Annotated in this window: 15 protein-coding genes, 2 pseudogenes and 1 other annotated feature; of the genes and pseudogenes, 10 read left to right on the top strand and 7 right to left on the bottom strand. The window is 51.8% G+C overall.

The annotated features are described in order from the left end of the window. Positions 1–77 precede the first annotated feature (77 nt). Positions 78–202, top strand: a sequence feature (Phe leader region). A gap of 28 nt (positions 203–230) precedes the next feature. Continuing rightward, positions 231–1382 (top strand): annotated as a pseudogene (gene pheA / locus DB847_RS25440) (prephenate dehydratase); the annotation flags it as partial. Further along, complete coding sequence (gene aroF / locus DB847_RS25435) at positions 1362–2276, top strand: 3-deoxy-7-phosphoheptulonate synthase (RefSeq protein ID WP_234418597.1); 915 nt, start codon at positions 1362–1364, stop codon at positions 2274–2276. The pseudogene pheA and the gene aroF, both read left to right, overlap by 21 nt. A gap of 298 nt (positions 2277–2574) precedes the next feature. On the opposite strand, the gene cfa is transcribed toward aroF, so the two are convergent. Next, complete coding sequence (gene cfa, locus DB847_RS06385) at positions 2575–3795, bottom strand: cyclopropane fatty acyl phospholipid synthase (protein ID WP_199911755.1); 1221 nt, start codon at positions 3793–3795, stop codon at positions 2575–2577. A gap of 576 nt (positions 3796–4371) precedes the next feature. On the opposite strand from cfa, the gene DB847_RS06380 reads away from it, so the two are divergent. Continuing rightward, a complete protein-coding gene (locus tag DB847_RS06380; RefSeq protein WP_108649935.1) occupies positions 4372–6510 on the top strand; it encodes a methyl-accepting chemotaxis protein in 2139 nt (712 codons plus the stop codon). Between the two features lie 97 nt (positions 6511–6607). On the opposite strand, the pseudogene DB847_RS06375 reads toward DB847_RS06380, so the two are convergent. Then, positions 6608–8064, bottom strand: a pseudogene (locus tag DB847_RS06375) (aminoacyl-histidine dipeptidase). Between the two features lie 1010 nt (positions 8065–9074). On the opposite strand from DB847_RS06375, the gene gpt reads away from it, so the two are divergent. The 4 genes from gpt (at position 9075) to DB847_RS06355 (ending at position 13301) form a co-directional block, all read left to right on the top strand. Continuing rightward, a complete protein-coding gene (gpt, locus tag DB847_RS06370; RefSeq protein ID WP_108649934.1) occupies positions 9075–9551 on the top strand; it encodes a xanthine phosphoribosyltransferase in 477 nt (158 codons plus the stop codon). Between the two features lie 114 nt (positions 9552–9665). Continuing rightward, complete coding sequence (gene frsA / locus DB847_RS06365; protein WP_108649933.1) at positions 9666–10952, top strand: esterase FrsA; 1287 nt, start codon at positions 9666–9668, stop codon at positions 10950–10952. Between the two features lie 60 nt (positions 10953–11012). Then, positions 11013–11408, top strand: coding sequence for a sigma factor-binding protein Crl (gene crl / locus DB847_RS06360; RefSeq protein ID WP_108649932.1), 396 nt, complete (start codon positions 11013–11015; stop codon positions 11406–11408). Positions 11409–11798: 390 nt separating this feature from the next. After that, positions 11799–13301, top strand: a complete 1503-nt coding sequence (locus DB847_RS06355) for a peptide MFS transporter (protein ID WP_108649931.1) — start codon at positions 11799–11801, stop codon at positions 13299–13301. 108 nt (positions 13302–13409) lie between these two features. Here the strand turns inward: DB847_RS06355 and DB847_RS06350 are convergent, their stop codons facing one another. Together DB847_RS06350 and DB847_RS06345 are read right to left on the bottom strand one after the other, a co-directional pair. Next, on the bottom strand, positions 13410–13925 hold the full coding sequence (locus tag DB847_RS06350; protein ID WP_108649930.1) for a hypothetical protein: 516 nt from the start codon (positions 13923–13925) through the stop codon (positions 13410–13412). 288 nt (positions 13926–14213) lie between these two features. Then, positions 14214–16679, bottom strand: coding sequence for a cellulase family glycosylhydrolase (locus DB847_RS06345; protein WP_199911754.1), 2466 nt, complete (start codon positions 16677–16679; stop codon positions 14214–14216). Between the two features lie 501 nt (positions 16680–17180). On the opposite strand from DB847_RS06345, the gene DB847_RS06340 reads away from it, so the two are divergent. Further along, positions 17181–18155, top strand: coding sequence for a TerC family protein (locus DB847_RS06340; protein WP_108649928.1), 975 nt, complete (start codon positions 17181–17183; stop codon positions 18153–18155). Between the two features lie 36 nt (positions 18156–18191). On the opposite strand, the gene udp is transcribed toward DB847_RS06340, so the two are convergent. Continuing rightward, the gene (udp, locus tag DB847_RS06335) at positions 18192–18950 is read right to left on the bottom strand and encodes a uridine phosphorylase (protein WP_108649927.1); all 759 of its coding nucleotides are present in this window, start codon (positions 18948–18950) and stop codon (positions 18192–18194) included. A gap of 328 nt (positions 18951–19278) precedes the next feature. Between udp and DB847_RS06330 the strand changes: the two genes are divergently transcribed. Next, positions 19279–19626, top strand: a complete 348-nt coding sequence (locus DB847_RS06330; RefSeq protein ID WP_108649926.1) for an outer membrane protein assembly factor BamE — start codon at positions 19279–19281, stop codon at positions 19624–19626. An 81-nt stretch (positions 19627–19707) separates the two neighbouring features. Here the strand turns inward: DB847_RS06330 and DB847_RS06325 are convergent, their stop codons facing one another. Further along, on the bottom strand, positions 19708–20046 hold the full coding sequence (locus DB847_RS06325; protein ID WP_234418525.1) for an RnfH family protein: 339 nt from the start codon (positions 20044–20046) through the stop codon (positions 19708–19710). A 1-nt stretch (position 20047) separates the two neighbouring features. After that, positions 20048–20482, bottom strand: a complete 435-nt coding sequence (locus tag DB847_RS06320; RefSeq protein WP_108649924.1) for an SRPBCC family protein — start codon at positions 20480–20482, stop codon at positions 20048–20050. 126 nt (positions 20483–20608) lie between these two features. Here DB847_RS06320 and DB847_RS06315 point away from each other — a divergent pair, with 126 nt between their 5' ends. Next, positions 20609–21406, top strand: coding sequence for a hypothetical protein (locus DB847_RS06315; protein WP_199911753.1), 798 nt, complete (start codon positions 20609–20611; stop codon positions 21404–21406). The last annotated feature ends 17 nt before the right edge of the window (positions 21407–21423 follow it).

Raw genomic sequence — 21423 nt, 5'->3', positions numbered from 1 at the left:
AAATTAATTGCTTGCCACAGCCGCTCAATTCAGGCAAAGATAAAAAGCAGTTCCAAACTAGGTATAAGATTTCAAGTGATGCAACAGCAACAGTTCTTCTTTAGCTTCTTTTTTACCACCCCAGAGTCGGGAGGCGGAATCGTCGTGTAAAGAGAAACTAAAGACGAACTGACAGGCCTCCCAAACGGGAGGCCTTTTTTTTAGCAAAAAATCAGCGAACAGGCGGCAATATGAGTGAATTAGACACAATACGACAAGAGATAAACCAACTGGATCACGAGCTACTCTCAATCCTCTCTAAGCGCAAACAGCTTAGTCTGGACGTTGCTAAGAATAAGCTCAAAGTACCCAAACCGGTTCGTGATAGCGAGCGTGAGCGTTCGATACTCACCTCACTGGTACACCAGGCCAGGGAGCAGGGACTGGAAGCTCACTATATCAGCCGCCTCTACCAGCTCATCATGGAAAACTCGGTTCTGGCCCAGCATGCCTATATCCAGAACATTCAAAACCCCGAGCTCAAGCTTCCAAGTGCCACCATCGCATTCCTCGGGGACAAAGGCTCTTACTCGCATCTTGCCGCCCGCCGTCACCTGGCTCGAAATGAACAACAACTGGTCGAGTGCTGCTGTCGTACCTTTGCCGATGTGATCCGTGCCGTCGAAAACGGCCAGGCCGAATATGGGATCCTCCCCATCGAAAATACCTGCTCGGGATCAATCAATGAAGTCTATGATCTGATGCAGCATACACAGCTCTCGATCATTGGAGAGCTAAGCCTGCCGATTGAGCACTGCCTGCTGGCCCCTGAAGGCGCCGAGCTCAACAAATTGACCACTGTCTATAGTCATCCCCAGGCGATTCAACAGTGCTCAGATTTCTTCGCTAACTATCCACAGATCCGACTTGAGTACTGTGACAGTACCTCTGCGGCGATGCAAAAGGTGCAAGAGATGAACCGCCCTGACGTCGCAGCTATCGGTAACGCCGATGGGGCAGATATCTATCAGCTGAAAAATCTCCATCAGCAGATTGCCAATCACAGTGAAAACTATACCCGCTTCATCATCACCTCACGCAAGCCTGTTGAGGTTTCCTCCCAGATCCCGGCCAAATGCACCCTGGTGCTCTCGACCGGGCAAAAAGCAGGATCCCTGGCTGAAGTTCTGCTGATCTTAAGAGAGCACAACATCAACATGAGTAAGCTGGAGTCTCGCCCCGTTCCGACCAGTCCCTGGGAGGAGCTATTCTACATCGATGTTGAGTCTCATCTGCAGAGTGAGCCAATGCAGCAAGCCCTCAATGAGCTGACCCGGGTCACCCGACACATCAAGGTGTTAGGCTGCTACCCAAGTGAGACGATCCAGCCTACTGAGCTCCCCACTGAAGCACTACAGCCCCAGGCTGAGCCAAAGATCGCGGCCCAGCCGGCAGCGGAGAGTAAACCGGCACAGGCACCGGCCAAAACTTCGGCGAACAAGAGTACCAAAAAGCCACCTCTGGTCAGTCGGGAACATAAGGCGCAGGATACCCGGATCCAGATCGGCCAACTTGAGATCGGAGGCGATCAGTTCATCACCATGGCCGGCCCCTGCTCCGTGGAGTCCTGCGAGCAGATCCATGAGACAGCACTTATCGTCAAGGAGTTCGGAGGGCATATGCTGCGTGGCGGTTGCTTCAAGCCCCGCACCAACCCCTACAGCTTCCAGGGACTCGGCTACCAGGGACTGGATTATATGCAGCAAGCCGGCCAAAGTGCCCGGCTCCCTATTATCACTGAGGTGATGGACCGCGAGGATGTTCACAAGGTGGCCCTGCAGGCGGATGTTCTGCAGATCGGAGCCCGCAATATGCAGAATTTCGCCCTGCTCAAGGAGGTGGGGAAAACTACCCGCCCGATTCTGCTCAAGCGCGGCCTGATGTCATCCCTGGATGAGCTGCTGGGAGCAGCCGAGTATATCCTGGCCCATGGAAATCAACAGGTGATGCTGTGTGAGCGGGGGATCCGCACCTTTGAGACCGCAACGCGCAACACCCTGGATCTCAGTGCCGTGCCCCTGCTCAAGCAGATGACCCACCTGCCGATCATCATAGATCCCAGTCATGCCGTCGGTAAACGCGATCTGGTATTGCCAATGGCCAAGGCCGCCAAGGCGGTCGGCGCTCACGGCATCATAGTCGAGGTACATCCTGATCCGGATAAAGCACTCTCAGATGCCGAGCAGCAGCTTAACTTTGAGCAGTACCAACAGATGATGGGTGAGCTATACCGCTAAAGCGTTTTTCCAGCCAGGCCTAATAAGATGTAAAGTCATGGCTACCAACTTAATGCTTACAAAAAGAGCTAATAAGTGGAGCTCATATAACAGCTGTCAGGCTGTACTCAAGCAGACCCTCTGCGTCAGGGACGACGCAGCGGAGCCTCCATGGAGGGATTTATCGCGTGTCTGCGGGAGCAGCCCGGCAGCTGTAGCAATATAAAATCAACTATTGAATCCCATGGTTATCCGTTAGACCCACAAAAAAAAGCTGCATAATGCAGCTTTTTTTGTGGGTCGGCTTAGTGACACCATATTAGCGGGGAACGCGAATTCCACCCACAACCCCTTTCGGGCTCAGCAGGACCTGCCACAGCTGGATATTGCGCGAGCGAAAAGCTCCGGCACAGGCATACAGGTAGTAACGGAACATCCGGTAAAAACGTTCGGTATAGTGAGATGGCAGTGATGGCCAGGCCGCTTCAAAGCGCTTACCCCAGGCCATCAGGGTACGATCATAGTCAGGGCCGAAGTTATGCCAGTCCTCCATCACAAAGTGTTCCTCTGAAGCCTGAGCTATCTGCTTCACCGAAGGCAACACACCATTGGGGAAGATATATTTATCAATCCAGGCATCACAGTTCATTCCGGTCCGATTTGAACCTATGGTATGCAGCAGGAACAATCCATCCGGACGCAGATTACGCGAAGCCACCTCAAAATAGGTCGCATAGTTCTTAGGGCCCACATGCTCAAACATGCCGACCGATGCGATCCGATCAAAGGTCTCGTTCAAATCACGGTAATCACACAGGCGGATCTCAACATCCAGCCCCTCACAACGCTGTTGTGCCAGTTTTTGCTGCTCTTTAGAGATGGTAACCCCAACCACAGAGGCACCATAATGACGTGCGGCAAACTCAGACAACCCACCCCAACCACAGCCGATATCCAAAAGACGCATTCCCGGCTTAAGCTGAAGCTTTTCACAGATAAGACGCAATTTATTTTGTTGAGCCTGCTGAAGATCTTCAGCTGTTTTCCAATACCCACAGGAATATTGCATATAAGGATCAAGCATCATTTCAAATAGATCGTTTCCGATATCATAATGCTCTTCACCAACAATCCAGGCTCGCTTTTTAGTTTGCATATTAAAACAGCGAGCCGCGGCAACACGCATTATATCCCTAAAGTGATTTGGCAATTGATTATCTAAGTCATGAGTTAATACACGGGTAAAGAATTGTGAAAGATCCCGGCAATCCCACCAGCCATCCATATAACTCTCACCCAATCCCAGAGAGCCTTCCTGAAATACACGCTTCATTAAGCGTTGATCTTTAACAATGATATCCCATGGGCGAGTACCATTGATCTGAATATCGGCCTTAGCCAGGAGCTCAGTTGCCATTCTGGTCCAGTTATCCTGTACCGGCTGAACCATGCCCGAGGTAACAACATTTGAAGCTTGTGGAGACGTCAGAGATACCGATGAATCTAAGGCTGACTGATATTCGGATTCGAGAACTGACATAAACCCTCCTGTAATAAAGAGAAAATTAAAAATAAAAAGCGTTTCAAAGGGCTGATGCTATCTTAAACCTTGAGGCAACAAATGATAAATGAGAGAAATGGAATTTCTATTTTTCCATTTTGGAAACAATAGAAGCATGTCTCAAGTATTTCATCGAAATAACAACACACCTATATAGATCTTCAGCGAACAATAGTAAGTCGGTCTGAAGAAATACAAACTAGCAATATAAAAAGAGAAGTAGCGATTTAACAGTTAGCCGCAGGTGACATTAAAATCACGAAATAAAGCGCTGAGAATAAACCGGAATAAATATCGGGGTTATAACCGACCTCTTTTAAAACTGCGTCTATTGTAGAGATTGTGATCTCTGTTGTGTATCGCTCGAATGATGACTTGACAGTTGCACAGATGTGAACAAAAAAGCGGCAAGACCCATCTTGAGTCTCACACTTCCCACAGGCCGGTGCAAGCTTACCAAAGCTGTTTATACTTTGAGTTATCAGCAGCTTGGAAAGTCATCCGGCCAAGGTGGAACCTGGCAAGATCCACAAGGGTAACCATAGGAAGGTTAAGATGCGATCACTATCGATTCAATGGAAGATCATCACCTTTGCAGGCCTGTGTCTCATCATCACCGCCATCGTTCTGGTCGGCTACTCCATTTTCACCACAGATAAAATGCAAAAGCTGGTCTACCAGCGCTCTGTCGCGGACCTGGAGCGCTCAGCAACACTGCAGATCCAGGCTCAGGCCAGAAGTGAAGCCTCCCAGGTGCTGCGCTATTTTGATGAGGCACGCTACCGGGCCGAAGTCATCGCTCAGGATGTGTTGTTTCTCAAGTCTCAGGCGGAACAGCACTACCTGGATAACCAGTTGCTCCGGATATCAGTCAATGAACTGCTCGAACAGTCTATAACCCAATACCAGAACCTGCTTGGGATCTATGTCGCCTTTCTCCCCAATGCTCTGGATAAAGATGATCACTCCTTTGTTGATAAAGAAGAGCTGGGCTCCAATGAACAGGGACGCTTTGCCGTCTACTGGGCACGGGATCCCGCCGAGGGCATAGTTTCAGAGGTCCTGGTTGAAGAAGATCTCAGTGATACCGAGCTCGATGAAAACGGCATTCCCGCAAATGCCTGGTATCAGTGTGCCATCGATAAAAGAGGGGTCTGTATTCTTGAACCCTATCTGGATGATGTGGGCGATCAGGAGCTGCTGATGACCTCCATCACCCTGCCCCTCATCGAACAGGGAGAAGTTATCGGCATGCTTGGAGTCGACATCGCCCTGGCGACACTCCAGCAATTTATCGATAAAGCCGATCAGCAACTCTTTTCCGGACAGGGCCAGGTGATACTGTTCAGCCATAAGGGGATCGTCGCAGCCTGGGATGGGCAGAGTGAACGTATCGGTCAACCTTTCAGTGAATTCTCCGCCGAGCTCGGGGATGAGTTTAGCCGCTGGCAAAGCCAGGATAGTCCAAAGTCCGGGTGGCACCAGCAGATGCTGCAGGTCTACACTCCCATCAATTTCGGGCCCAACACCGCTCACTGGAGTGCCCTGCTCCAGGTACCTAAAGCCCAGATCCTCAAGTCTGCCAGTGAACTTGAACAGATCATGTTAAAACAGCAGCAACAGAACCTGTGGACTCAGCTCCTGGTCAGTATCTTGGTCACCCTGCTGGGTCTTAGTGTGATTGGTTTAGTCGCGCGCCGTATCGTCACCCCGATCCGCCAGGTCGCAGAACGCCTCAAGGATATCGCCAAAGGTGAAGGGGATCTGACCCAGAGCATAGTGATCCAGCAGCGCGATGAGGTGGGGCACCTCGCCCACTGGTTCAATAGCTTCCTCGAAAAGCTCAGGGGAACCATTAGCGAAGTGATTGACTCAGTAGATACCACCCGGGAGACCGCCAATAACGCAGTGCAGATCGCCCAAAATACCAGTCAGGGAATGGATACCCAGTTTCAGGAGGTTGACCTGGTCGCAACCGCCTCAGAAGAGATGAGCTACTCCGCCAAGGAGGTCGTTGAGAACGCAGCCAGGGCCGTTGAGGCCGCCGAAAGCGCCGATCTCGCCGCTCAGGGCGGTAAGTCGATTGCCGAAGCCTCTCAGACTTCGATGAACCTGCTGGTTGAACACCTGACCGGGGCCGTTCCCGTGGTTCAGAGACTCGAAGAGGATAGCGGTAATATCAACTCGATTCTTGAGGTGATCCAATCAATCGCCGAACAGACCAACCTGCTGGCACTCAACGCCTCCATCGAGGCCGCCCGGGCCGGGGAGCATGGCCGGGGATTTTCCGTGGTGGCCGATGAGGTCCGCAACCTGGCCCATCGGACGCAGGATTCGATTATTCAGATCCGTGAGCTGATAGAAAAGCTCCAGTCCGGAACTTCAGGGGTGGTTTCCGCTATCAACCGCAGTAATGATCAGGTGGGCGAAACCGCAGAGCATGTCAGGGAAGCGGTCAAATCCCTTGAGAAGATCATCTATGCCGTTGGCACCATCCATGACATGAATGATCAGATAGCCAAGGCCTCTGAAGAGCAGAGCATAGTGGTAGATAAGGTCAATCGCAATGTCGCCAACATCCGTGACATCAGCGAATCAATCCTGGGAGAAACCGCCAGCTCCACCGAGATAGGTGAGAAACTGACCCAGTTGGCCGATCGCCTGCAGCAACTGATGGCCCAGTTCAAGGTATAGGCTGCTGAGCCTGACCCCCCTCACCTTAGGCGGTGGGGGGTGACAACAAAACGGGAGCAAATGCTCCCGTTGGTTTATTGCTCACCCGCAAGAATGATTATTTTACCGGGATCTGCTCAAGGACTTTGAGTAACAGAGTCCAGAAGCGGCCAACCGACTCGATGTGTACCCGCTCGTCCGGTGAGTGTGCCCCACGAATCGTTGGTCCGAAAGAGACCATATCCCAGTTTGGATAGGCATTTTTAAACAGACCACACTCAAGACCAGCATGGATCACCATGATGTTGGGACGCGTACCAAACAGCTCCTCATGACAATCCCGCACCGTCTGCATGATTGCTGAATCATTGTTCGGCGCCCACCCAGGATAGGCTCCGGTGAATTCACAGCGTGCCCCGGCAAGTTCAAAGATACTGCGGGTCATCTGCTCAACATAATCACGACCCGAGTCGATAAGAGAGCGGATCAGGCACTGGATATAGACCTGACCATTTTCGCTACGGATCACTCCAAGGTTGGTCGAGCTCTCAACCACACCCTCAATCTCACGGCTCATCCGAATCACGCCGTTCGGGCAGCCAGACAGAGCCATCAATAGCTTTTGCTGAGTCGGAAGATCCATCACCTGGGCAGGCAGTGCTTCTTCGCTGATTTGCAGCTTAAGGTCGGGCTCAATGCCACCGAGCTCCGCATGGAAAACCGCGCCCAGCTCATCAATTGTGGCATTGAGAGCGGCCACATCCTTCTGTGCCACCACCACCATGGCCTCGGCTTCCCGCGGGATCGCATTACGCAGTGTTCCACCGGATAGCTCAGCAACCCTCAGACCCGTTGCCGATGCAGCCCGGCTCAACAGGCGAGTCATCAGTTTATTGGCGTTACCCAGCTCGAGGTGAACGTCTCCCCCGAGTGTCCCCCTTTGAGGCCCTTAATGCTCAGCCGATACGCTTTATCGCCAGCCGATGTCGGCTCGGCACTGTAATCAAAATAGATATTGGCATCGATTCCTCCGGCGCAGCCCATATAGACTTCACCATCCTCTTCTGAGTCTGTATTAAGAAGAATTTCACCCTGCAAGGCTCCGGGCTCCAGACCAAAGGCCCCGGTCATCCCAGCCTCTTCGTCCATGGTCAACAGGACCTCAAGGGGACCATGCTTGATCTCTTTGTCCGCCAGGACCGCCAGACAGGCTGCCATCCCAACCCCATTATCTGCTCCCAGTGTGGTGCCATCGGCAGTCACCCAATCACCGTCGATATAGGCCTTAATCGGGTCCTTAGTGAAGTCATGCTGGGTATCTGCATTGGCCTGAGGGACCATATCGATATGAGCCTGCAGGATCACCCCTTTACGATCCTCCATACCCGCGGTCGCCGGCTTGCGAATAATAAGGTTACCCACGCCATCAGTGCTGATATCCAGCCCCTGCTCGCGGGCCCACTCCATGATCCAGCCACGCAGAGGCTCTTCATGCTTTGAGGGGTGAGGCAGAGAACAGATCTTGTCGAAGAAGGTCCAGATTAGCTTAGGGGAAAGTTCGCTCAATTGTGTCACGTGAGAGCTCCTAATTGTTATGTTTGAGATGATGAGAAGCGCCGCGCTGCCGGCGCCTCGACCCGGGGATGTTAGCAAACCTGTCACCGGGTTACACCTGCCTCTTTAAAAAAGAGCGACGGCTTTCAAATCCTCTTACCAAAAGATGGCAAATGATCGCCGGTTGATAGCCAATGCAGCTTTGATAGGCCGACATCCCACCCAAATTTATGTGATGCAGCTCACAAAAATATTGACCCACTGGCAAAATTGAGTAAAATACACACTATCGACAGCAAAAGCTCGTCGTCGCAGCCTCCAAGGAATCGAGATTTCCCCAAGGAACCGGGAGCAGTAATTCTTAACTACAGAAGAACTGGAGGAACCTATGTTTCGTTCATCATCTATCGTTTGGAACAGCTACAAGCAGCAAGATCGCTTTAACTATCCAACATTCTTTGGCTACACTCGCTAAGCCAATCCCAGCTCACAGTCGAAAGAGTTTCACCCGAGTGAAACCCCTTTTGACTGAGAGTGACACTCCCCAGCCACAATCACTCAGCCATCCCCTCCTTGACTCGGCACCATAGTTGATCCAAGCAAGCATGTTTTCGCACAGATTAGCCTATAAAACCACAAAATCGTCACGAGCAACTCAGGCCACAGAGAAATCAGCCCAGCTCATCCGACCAGATAAAAAACCTCAGAAAAGGCTCGCCAGCCCCAGATAAAATCACTACAATTGCGTCGCAAAAGTGCAACCCGCCAAGGCGTGAGCGCAACAGAGATTCAATAAGAGAAGATAGTCGTGGACATCGAGCTGACAAGAAGCAGCCCGATGGTGTGTTGTATATGCAATCGGTGAAACTAAAGATGTCCGCCAAGACAGTTTCACCAAGACAACCTTGCAATGGTATATACCCCACACCCCGCTGTCAACGATATATTTTCCGAAGCACAGATATTAAACATAAAGCCCATGCGCCTGCCGTCATAGGCCATGAGTCATATCCGCAATAGGGGTTTTACACATGACACCGAAAAAGTTCTATGTTTCCTGGGATAACCTGCAAAGAGAAGCCCGCCGCCTGGCCGCACGCCAACTGCCTGCATCTCAGTGGAAAGGAATTATTGCCGTCAGCCGTGGCGGCCTGGTTCCGGCTGCGATCATGGCCCGGGAGCTGGGTATCCGTAACGTAGACACGGTTTGTATCTCCAGCTACGAACATGATAATCGTACCAGCCTGAAAGTTCTCAAGCGCTGCGAAGGGGACGGCGAAGGCTATTTGATTGTCGACGATCTGGTGGACACTGGTGAAACCGCCAAGGTACTACGTGAAATGTACCCTAAGGCTAAGATGATCACCATCTTTGCCAAGCCTCAGGGGGAGCCCCTGGTTGATGACTTTGAAGTCTCCATCCCACAGGACACTTGGATCGAGCAACCCTGGGATATGGCACTGGAATTCCTGACCCCTCTGTGTGAAATGGATGAAAACTCCCTGTAGTTAAGCTGAACACAGCTCAAACTCTGGTAAAAACCACCCGACAACGGGTGGTTTTTTATTATCGGCTGCATACAATGGAAAGATAGATGCTGATGAGACCGGTAACAGGATACGATGACAAGCTCTGCAAAGATCCCCAAAGAAAATCTATCTGAGAAACTCTTTAACCAGATCCCCCAGGCCCGCATCCGCGAAACCTCAACAATCTCAAATTCACAACCCCTGGAGCAACACTGTGATACGGAGTGCTTCCAGGTCGATGGACAATCCCATCCCAGCTGGTACAGGACCCTGCGCCGTCCGATGTGGGCCTGGCAGGGCGTGGATCCCGTGGTGGTCGAGGAGACACTGGCACGCATTGCAACCTCCGAACATCAGCGAAGCAACCCACTGTTACTGGACACGGTCAAAGGCTTCATCCCGGGCAACTGGACCTTTGAATGGAGCCAACTCGGTGGCAAAGAGTCCCTCGCCGGCCAGCAGATGCTGGATCAGGGAGATAAAAAGCATGGCATAGACGCCCTGTGGCGCTCCGTCTGCTATTACTCCATCGCCAGCTACCCACATCTCAAGCGAGATGATCTGGCGGAGCAGGCCCAGGTACTGGCTAACACCAACTACAAACTGCTGGGGGCTCAGCTGCCGGTTCCTCTCAAGGAGATAGAGATCCCGTTTCGCGGAAAGACCATCAGCGGCTATCTGCACCTGCCGACAACGGAGCATATAGTGCCTCTGGTGATCGTTAGCGGCAGTATCGAGTCACTGCAGGTCGATTTTTTCCGCTTTTATAAAGATTACCTTGCACCGGCAAAAATCGCCATGCTAACCCTGGATATTCCGGGCATCGGTTACTCATCCAACTGGCCGCTGGTACAGGATACCAGCCGCCTCCATCAGGCCGCCCTGGAGCATATGCGTCATGTCCCCTGGGTTGATGACAGCCGTATCGCCATGGTTGGCTTTCGGATTGCCGGAAATGTAGCCGCCAGACTAGCTTTTCTGGAACCCTTTAAGCTTAAAGCCGCCGTGAGTATTGGTGGCGGTATCGATAGCTTCTTCACCCATCCTGAGCTCTTTGAGCAGGCGCCACAGATGCTACTGGACAGCATTGCAAACCGCATGGGGCAGGATGCCGCCGATCATCACCTACTGCAAACCAAGTGCACCGCCTTCTCTTTGAAACGCCAGGGCCTGATGGGACGCAATAAGACCACGGTTCCGCTACTGAGCATCGGCCATCGCAAAGATTTTATCTGTCCGGAGCAGGATATTCAGAGCCTCTCCAGAGCCAGTCAGGGCGGGAAAGCACTGGTCTTTGACAAGCTACCCATGTTTTATCTGTACGATAAAGCTTTGAGTGAAACCGTAGAATGGCTTAAATTATATCTTATGCCCGAATAAGAATGATCCAATCATCCAGGAGCATCTGCACTATTGTGCGCCTGATACAGGGAGGTCGAGATGTCGACAGAACACTTGCCATATAATCGCCTGATACGTCAATTCATGGCGCTCGGGCCCTACCTTAGGGAAGAGCATTGTGAGCCACAAAAGTTCTTTTTTGATTGCCTTGCCTGCTGTGTAAGCGCCAAAAAAGCCCCGGATAAGCGTGAATTCTGGGGATGGTGGCTCATTTTGGAGCAAACCCCGGAGCACTTTAGCTATCACTATAAGCTCGGCCAGCTCACGGAAATTGGTGAATGGAAAGAGGCTGCCATTCCCAAGAAGCACCAACTTGAGGTGAACCGGACGCTACGCGAGTTCTATCAACGCCTGAGCAAGAAGCTCGAAGAGTATGCAGTTGAGATAGAACCAGCCGACTCACTGGCCAAAGACAAGGTGATCCATGCGGCCTGATCGCGATTAAAGAAGAGATTCTATCCACAGTAAACCAATAAAACCTATCACTCCGAAGGCCGGCTTTTAATGCCGGTCTTTTACGTTTGAGCTTAATTTCGAAAAGACAGCTCTATTTCTATATTCTCCCCAGCACCACAACAACTGAATAGTCCCAAACAAAAAATGAATATTGATTTTAGTTCAGGGAGTTGTTATTGATAAATGCTCGCCATTGGCCAGCAGGGCAAAGTGAGCGAATTGTGTTCGGATCTTCAGGCAATTTATACAGATGATTTACAGCAAGGTAGCATTTGCGATTCATATTCATAAGCTGATCCGAGAGCGCAACAGAAAACAAACAACTCTTTCTTTTCATTTGACAGATTACTGGAAACAGGTAGTACTTCTATGTCCTTAGCTTCAACAGCAAACCGCCCCCCTCTTAAGGAGCGGATACCTCAAGGCGCGGCAGCGCTTTTCTTTATTCAGATCTTTGCCACCCTGGCGTTCGCCGTTCTCTATTCAACCCTGGTCCTCTACACCACAAAAAAACTCGGATTCACCGCCAAAGAGGCCACCGCGATCATGGGGGTGTTCGGCGCCTTCAACTACGGGCTGCATCTGTTTGGAGGCTGCCTCGGCGGACGTTTTCTCAGTAACCGAAACCTGTTTATCTTTGGGATGATCCTCCAGGGGATCGGTTGTGCCCTGATCGCCAGCGGAACGGTGGCCAACCTCTACTGGGGACTGGGGATGTTTCTCACCGGTAGCGGCCTGAACGTCACCTGCATCAATATGATGCTGACCCAGCGCTTTACCCCGGAAGACCCACGCCGGGAAACCGCCTTCATCTGGAACTACGCCGGAATGAATCTCGGATTCTTTATCGGGTTTGCCGTGGCCGGTTACTATCAGCTTAGTGAGAACTACCATGCCCTGTTCATGTTTGCGGCCATTGGTAACGTGATCGCCACAGTACTGGCTCTGCTGCGCTGGAAAGTCATCGCAGATACCGACACTCCCCTGCTACAGCAATCATCGGCAGGATTCCGTATCCGCTTTGGGATCGCCATCCTGATCCTGATCGTGCTGGTTCCGGTGATCCGCTCTTTGCTCCAGCATGCAGATTTCAGTAACTCCTTTGTGATTAGCCTGGGGATCCTGGTACTGCTGTTTTTGATCTTCCTGACCGTGCGCCACAAGCCTCTGGATGAGAAAAAGCGCATGGCGGCCTACCTGATCCTGGCGCTGGGCTCGCTTCTTTTCTGGTCCCTCTATCAGCTTGCGCCAATGGGACTGGAGCTATTCGCCGAATACAACATTGATCGCCACGTAATGGGCATCACCATAGCACCTCAGTGGATCCAGAACATCAATACCATAGTGATCGTCATCGGTGGCCCGCTGATGACGATTCTGTTTAACAAGCTGCGCGAGCGCGGCTGGCGTATCGATATCCCGCTGCAGTTCTCTCTCTCTTTGCTGCTGATCGGTGCAGGCTTTCTGCTGCTGCCTATGGGGATCTCCCTGGCCGGACCAACCGGCATGGTAGCCTTCTCCTGGATCGCCTGGAGCTATGTACTGCAGTCCTTTGGTGAGCTACTGATCTCCCCCATCGGCTACGCTATGATTGGTCGTCTCGCTCCAAGCCGCTACCAGGGCTTGATGATGGGAAGCTGGATGATGGTGACAGGGGTTGCCTCCGTGCTCTCCTCCTACTTCTCGGGACTGATGCCACAACACACTGCGGGTCAGACCGTCCTTGAGACCAACCCAGGCTACAGCACTGTGTTTGGCCACCTGGGATGGAGCGCGGTCGCCCTGGCGGTTGTACTGGGTATCCTGATCCCACTGCTGCGCCGTCTGATCAATAATAGTCAGGAGCAAAAACAGGCTGAAGCCAGCGCCTGATTAAAGCGAAATTGCCCCTTCATATAACAAAAAAAGCACGCATTGATGCGTGCTTTTTTCTGCCTGCCAAGAGAGATACTTCGAAACGCTTAGCAGCTTAACTCATGATTACAGGGTAAAAGTCTCTCGATTAACCACCACCTGCTCCCCGGTCAAACGGTGGGAATGAAAGGTTCGGATCTCCATCTTGTTGTTCTCTACCAGAAACTCTATCTGGTTCACTTTCCCCTCCTGTAGATCATCAAACAAGCACAGCTGGCGTCGCTGCATCTTGCCATCGGATCCAATATAGAGTTTATAGCTTTCTCCCTTGACTCCCAGGGGAGAGCTGCAACTCGCCTGAGTTGGAACCAGGTTCATATGCGCCAGGTTTCCGCCATACTTACTGCGTACCGATAACACATGATATCCATCATCCCCCTGGCCTTTAAACGGCTTAATAATCATCGGCTGATAGCCATCGGTTGGTTTTAATTCGGGTCCCTGGTGGGAGGTCAGCGTATAGTTTTTACTAAAATTCCCTATGCAGGCATTAAGTTGCTCGGGCTCAGCCTGAGCCGCCGCAGACAGCAGGGCTCCGAAAAAAGCCGTAAATGTCCCACATAACCGGGAGGTTCGCCTCATCGTTTCAATCTCCTTGTTGCTCGATAAGAGCAGCAAGCATAGCGGATGAGTTAAGTGAATTCGAATGAAAATTATTCTAATTTACAAAAAAGAGTCTGATCTGATGCCTGGCTCACTGTTTAACACTGAGCCGTTTATATCCCACTAAAAAGGCCTTCACCAGTGGCGAAGGCCTTTAATCTCTATCTGTGCGCCTGAACCCAAGTCACATCAAGCATCTTTGTTAGCTACAGGATTTGAGTGTTTCTCACAAAGGCAAAACTCAGCTCCCGGTAATTATCCTTCAACTTAAACTCCCGGGTTAATCGTGAAAGGTTTACCATTGACCGTCAGAGCCGTGAGTTTCCCTTTAGCCTGAACCCCAAGGGCAGCCTCGCTATTACTCCAGTAAGTCCCCTCAATGGTACATTGCGAACCACTAAAACTCACAGCTCCGCCAAAGTGACTCCAACATCCTGTAACTGCCCCATCAAAAGTGGCGACTATATGGAGCTCGATTGAAGGTTTCTCTTTTAAGGATTCGCTATTGAGGGTCAGCTTCCACTGCTGAATATCCGCCCAGCCACCACCAGAGACCGGGGTGACTGAGCCATCCGTCACCGGTGGAGCAGCGCTGTATTGGTAAATCCCCTGCTGAGAGATAGATCCGGTCGTTGCGGGTTGCAATTCAAGGCTCAAATCGGACTGTACTGCCTGCAGCTGATAGGAGTTATCATCATTGGCATTGAGGGTTTCGGGTAAGTTCAGCTCAAAGTCCTCGGCCTTGAGCTTCCCGCTCGAAGGGTCCAGGTTCATGTTGTAGAGTTGGGTCTGGCAGCTATCCGCCCCCTTGGCCACCACACAGCTATAGTGATTGGACGGTTCTGCTTTGGAACTAAGCTCAAGGGTCAATGGCTGTTTAACCCCGGTATCCACACCTGAGCCCTGCTCATCAACAAAATTGAGCTTATAGCTATAGCTCACCGGCTTCAGGTCTTGCGATGGCGCCACCAGCAGATCCAGGCTATGTTCCGTGACTCTATCTTTCACAATATCAACTTGTGATCCCGAAGGGGACACCGTCAGCTCAATGATCTGTTTTTTACCCCTGTCTATCTGATAAGCAGGAGTGGCTGTCAGCGAATACTCTCCCGGAGTCAGGCTTATCTGGCATCCCTTGCTCAAACTACACTCATAAGGCTGGCCATTAAGCTTTATCTCAAGGCTCCCCGAAAGTTCGCCGCTACTGTTGAATCTGAGCTCCAACTCTCCCGAAGGGGTAGCCGGCGCAAAAACCTTGTGTAGCTCGGCATAAACACCGGGATCGAGTTTTCCATCGGACATGCCGATCAGACTGGTTGTGTCACCAAGATAGCCGATCGCCCAGTAAAAATAGTTACTGGCTGAGGAGCCAATGGTTTTCATATAGGGCAGCAAGGTCTTGGTCACAAAGTCCACCCCTCCGTTTCTGTTCCAGGCCGCTTCTCCGAGCACCACCGGATAACCCGCCTTTCCAAGAAATCCCCAGTTCCAGTCAAATCTGAGCTGACTGGGTTTTCCCGGTGCAGTCTCCCAACCACCTATCTGCTTGGGATAGACATGAGGAGAGATCACCAGGTGGCTTTGAGAGGCATCCGCCTCCCCCAGTAGCCAATGAATAATGGCTTGCGCCCGCTCTGTGCTGGTTCCCGTCTGGGTGAGTGTCGTTGTTAAATACTGACTAAAGCCGGCACGGTCAAAAGATGCGATTCCCTGCAACGCCTTGCGCTTATCGAGAAGTGGTCTAAAATCCTCTCCCCAGTTAGCCTTGAAGTCTACCCTCTGGCCATCGACACAGGCGGGATCCGTTGAGATGCTATAGCCATTGGGGTCGACCGGCACCTCTCCCGCCACACAGATCTTGAGCCCATCGCTGGAATGAAGGGCCGGATCGCCGCTACTGCCGGTATCGGTTCCCTCAACAAACAGCAATAGATCAGGATTATTTTCGTAGACAGCTTTGGCCGCAACGGCAATCACCTTGCCCCAGGCCGCATACCCTTCCTCAACTGAGCCGCGATCTTTAAACCACCAGAGCTTATAGGGCTCATTATAGATATCAATTCCCAGCACATTGCTGAGATTACGCGCCTTGATCTCTCTTGCCAGGGTCGCCACATCTTGCTGATATTGGCTGAGATCATAGACCTTTCCATCTCGCTGATCCCCCAGGGCTCTATGATGATGAAAGTCGATCAGTACCCGGATATTATTCTTTTTGAACTCCTCAAGGGTCTGCCAGAACATCTCGCGATTATTCATCTGCACCGCACAATGCACCCCATCCTGCTGCCAGGTTTTGCAAAACACCCCACTTCCCTGCTGTGGGTGGTTCTTATCTGCATAATTCCCCTGGAAATTGGCTGGAACCACATAGGGCGAATCATCCGGATCAGCTATCACCGCAGGCTGAATTGGCAATCGAATGGTCTTAAACTGAACCCCCTGCTCTTTAGTGATCCCGGTTTCAGGATAATCCCAGGGATGAGTCAGGGTCTCCATCATCCCAAGCTTGCCCTGAGTTTGGGGGCCGAGCAGCACCTGATAGAAAGGATTGCCTGCCAGGCCGTTTAGCTTTGAGTCATCCTGCAAGCCCGACCAGGAGACCCCATTGATCACAACTTCCTCCCCCTGCTCCGTATAGATTTTGCCATTAGCCGTGTGATAGGCCAGGGCTCCGGAGGAAGCAAACAGTGTTCCTAAAATCACAACTCGCCGTATACCATTCATTTTCATAGTGCACCTCACGCGCTCCTTGAGAAAAAAGCCTGTTCAGGCTCGATTCAGCTTAGAGTGCTTAACAGGCTTTCCTACCTGACAAGATGAACAGGTTTCACAATGTAAAACAGCGAATACCCACGCACAGAAAGGCTCAGCGCCAGACGAAGACAACTTAAAAAATCCGGATCTTTGATCACCTGAAGCGTCAATTCAGGTCACATCCCACCCGATAAACTCCCACTGTCCCGACCACCAATCAGCAAACGTTGACAAATTTTGGGTTGAATCTGCACGAAATCGCGTTAAACTGGAGCTGTTTTGGGGAGTAGTCACCTCTGGCATGGCTGTCGTCACTTCGAAGCTTCGCTTCCGGCACCATGGGTCCCACCTTCGCCACTCCGGCTTTTGGGTACTTGACGAGACCAATGCTTAGCTGTCACTTCGTGTGGCATGTTTGGCAGAGGATCCGTTGTACTGTCCTACGCTTCTGCCTTAATTTTTAGGAAGAAGAATCCAATGACAACCACTACCTGGTTAATATTTCTTGGGCTTATCGCCCTGATGCTGCTGGTCGATCTACTGCAGAGCAAAGATGGCCCTATGCCGGTCAAAAAGGCTGCCTACTGGAGCCTGGGCTGGTTTGTTCTCGCGCTGGCCTTTGGCCTGGTGGTCTACCTATTCTGGCCACAACTGGCACCAACCAGTGAACTCAACGGCTCCCAGGCCGCGACCGCCTACATCACGGGATACCTGCTTGAAAAGTCGCTAAGTGTCGATAACCTGTTTGTATTTGCGGTGATCTTTGCTCAGTTTCGGATGCCTGAATCCCTTCGCCCTAAGGTACTACTGTGGGGAGTCATAGGCGCCCTGGTGCTGCGGGGGATCATGATTGCGGTCGGCGTTCAGCTGATCAATCAGTTCCACTGGCTGATCTACCTGTTTGCCCTGTTCCTGCTCTATACCGGCTATAAGCTGGCGACAGAGAAAGAGCACGGAGATGAAAGCCCACAGGATTCACGGATCATGCGCTGGGTCCAGAAAGTGGTTCCGACCACCTCTGAGTATGATGGCTCCAGGCTAACTACCCGAGTCAATGGCAGGCGTTTAGCTACACCACTGTTGGCTATCTTGCCGGTCATCGCCTTTACCGATGTGATCTTTGCCCTGGACTCGATTCCGGCGATTTTCGCGGTGACCCGTGAGCCGTTTCTGGTATTCAGTGCGAATGTGTTTGCGCTGCTGGGATTAAGAGCACTCTATTTCGTGCTGGAGGGGATGCTGGAGCGTTTCTGCTACCTCAAGCCGGCGCTGGCTTTTATTCTGAGCTTTATCGGTGTCAAGATGCTGCTGATGGAGACTCCCTGGGCAATTCCAACCCTGGTGTCGTTGGCAGTGATTATCGTCACCCTGACTCTGGCTATCGGAGCATCCTTCTGGAAAACCCGTTCCATGGAGCCCCGCCCTGGGCAAGGAAAGCTCGAACAGCAATAACCTGAAAGAGTGGGGAGCTTATGCTCCCCACTGTGTTTATTTCAGCAGACGACGTGCTGCTTCAATAACTACCTTGACCGCGCTGTTTTCAGTCTTGGACATGGTCTCTTCGTTAGGGATTTCTTGCTGAGTGCGGTTCACGATAACCCCGGCAACACATCCGGAACGAAGCTTCTGGCTGGTGCACATGGTCAGCAGGGTCGCGGACTCCATCTCATAGTTCAGCACTCCCATCGCCTGCCACTCTTCACAGGAGCCCTGGAAGCGGCGAACCACTCGACCAGAGTGAGTATCATAACGCTCCTGCCCCGGGTAGAAGGTATCGGATGATGCAGTCACCCCGATATGGGTATTCAGACCCAGTTCACGTGATGCAGCGACCAGAGCCTCGGTACAGGCATAATCAGCCACCGCAGGAAACTCCATAGGCGCAAAGTGCAGGCTGGCTCCATCCAGGCGTACCGATGCATTGGTGACGATCACATCACCAACATTGATATGCTGTTGAATCGCCCCTGTGGTTCCAATACGCAGGAAGGTGTCAACGCCAAGCTGCGCCAGCTCCTCAACCGCAATTGAAGTCGAAGGCCCACCGATACCGGTTGAACAAACGACGATCGGTTTGCCATCGATCTCGGCAGAATAAACGGTGAATTCACGCTGACTCGCCAACAACTTGGGGTTATCCAGCATGTTAGCAATCCGCTCAACCCGCTTAGGATCACCGGGAACGATCGCCAGAGTAGCACCACCAATATCCGCTTTATCAATACCTAAGTGGAACATTTTCGCCATTTCGCAACTCCTATAAATTTGCACCATTAAACCATTATTGTTATATGCCAAAGCCCGGGTACAGTGTGTTTTTCAGGTCTTTTTGGCCAAACGGCAACTATCCTGGAATTGGCAAATCAATGAAAGGATCCCTATCACACTTTTCACACCCGGGAGATCGCCCGATGATAAAGTCTGCAATTTTGCTAAGAATAGCAGTCGCCTCAGGGAAGAGATTAACCGCTTTGTCACCCCGTGCATGACACTTGGTCACGAAGGGCTTTTACATCCTTGCTGCGAGTCGCTATGATTTCGCCTAGCCCGTTAATCTTGAGATAACTGCCACACTATGCAAATTCGATCTTTGATTATTGCTCTTGTCACCGCCACCTTGCTGGGCGGCTGCTCCCTGGTCCATCGGATCGATATTCCCCAGGGAAATTACATCGAAGCTAAGCAGGTACAGAAGCTGCGCCTTGGGATGACCAAAGCTCAGGTGGAGTTCGTGCTGGGAACTCCGATGACCAAGAACGCCTTTGATGCCAACCGCTGGGATTACATCCACTATCGCAAATCCGGCTCAGATGGCTCGATTTTGAATAAAAAGCTGAGCGCCTACTTCGACAAGCAGGGCAAACTGGAAAAGGTGACCGGAGACTATCCTGTCAGTCCACTGTTCTCACAAAAACAGCAGTGATGATCCGCGGGAGGGATAGCCCCTCCCAGGCCCTTCTATAATCCGGGCTCCAAGTCTGTGCTCCCGCCCGGGGCAGAAACACTAATTTGATGATTTACGCAGGGGGTTGAGACGCCCACCGGTGACGGGGTCAATCCGCCCCTGCTCCTTGGCCCGGCTGGCACGAAGCTTTCTCAGCTCCTTGGGATTAGCGAGCAGGGGGCGATAGATCTCGACGCGATCGTCCTGCTGCAATGGGTGAGACAGTTCAGACTTCCGGCCCCAAATTCCGGCCTGTATCGTACCCAATTCAAGCTCAGAAAAACGTTCCAGAAAGCCACTGGCGATAATCGCCTGCTCAAGGGTTGCCCCTTCGGCCAAACTCAATACTTCCCTATGCTGCGCTTGTGGCAGGGCATACATCACTTCAACTCGGATCACATTAGGCTCCATAGACCTGGCGGGCCCGCTCGGTAAAAGATTTAACCATAGAGCTCACCAGCTCCTTAAAGACTCGGCCAAAGGCTAACTCCACCAGCTTGCTGGAAAATTCAAAGTCCAGGGATAGTTCAACCTTGCAGGCCGCATCATCCAAAGGGGTAAAGGTCCAGCCTCCACACAGCTTACGAAAGGGGCCATCCAGCAGCTCCATGCCGATCCGCTGGTTCTTCTCCATCGCATTGGTGGTGGTAAAGGTCTTATGGATCCCCGCCTTCGCAACCGAAACCGATGCCGTCATACTATGCTCGGTACACTCGTGAACCTCGGCCCCCACACAGCCAGGCAGAAACTCCGGGTAAGACTGGACATCATTGACCAGCTGATACATCTGCTCAGCACTGTACAGCACCAGCGCGCTTCGCTTAATTTGAGACATGGAACCTCTCATCGACTAACCGGTGGCGGATTTTATCACCTCTTCCCCTATTGAACTAGACAGAACCACAAGCCGATTTGTTCCAGGGCTATACTAAACATAAGCTCTCAGCCGGAGTTCAGGATCATGTGGCTAAGGATTGCCCCTCTTCTTTTTTATATCCCCATGCTTTGGGCTGCGCCTCAGCCATTAACCCTGACGCTTCCCGCAATGAAAAGCCAGGAGCACCGCTACTATTACGAGTTACTGGAGAAATCTCTGGAACTTGAAGGCGTCCGGCTGATCATTCAACAACCCTACCAGCACCTGCCGCAAAAGAGGATCGTCCAGATGCTGGAGCTGGGCAGCTTATCCCTGGCCTGGCTGATCCAAACCGCAGAGCGCGATGCAAGCTTTACCCCGGTCAGGACAGGCTTAACCGATAGCCTCATAGGTCAGCGGATCCTCCTCATCCCCAGGGGTCAGCAACCTGCCTATAACAGGATCCATACCCTGGATGACCTCAGAGATAGCGGCCTCATCGGCGGCTTTGGTGCCAACTGGTATGACATCAGGGTATGGCGCTATAACCGTCTGCCCTATCATGTTAAGGATGGCGAATGGCGTGCCCTATATCAGATGCTCTCCGCAACCGGTGGCGTCAATTACTTCTCCAGGGGATTGAGTGAGATAGTTGCCGAGGCTCAGCAGCACCCTAATCTTGAAATCGAGCAACGTCTGGTGCTGGTTTATGATCGTGATTTTCAGTTCTACCTGAGTAAACAGGCCAGCTCCCATCAGGCGTTACTGGAGCGAGCCCTGCAAAAGGCAAAAGACTCAGGGCTGATGCGACAACTCATCGAAAAATACTGGCAGCAGAGTTTTAAACTGTTAGAGCCCGACAAACGTTTGAATCTCCAGCTTAAAACCCCTCCCGAATCCTAAGTTCAGAGGAGTCCAGG

The organism is Dongshaea marina, assembly GCF_003072645.1.
Classification (GTDB): domain Bacteria; phylum Pseudomonadota; class Gammaproteobacteria; order Enterobacterales; family Aeromonadaceae; genus Dongshaea; species Dongshaea marina.
Note: the sequence above shows the minus strand (reverse complement) of the source record. Positions and strands in the feature narration are given on the sequence as shown.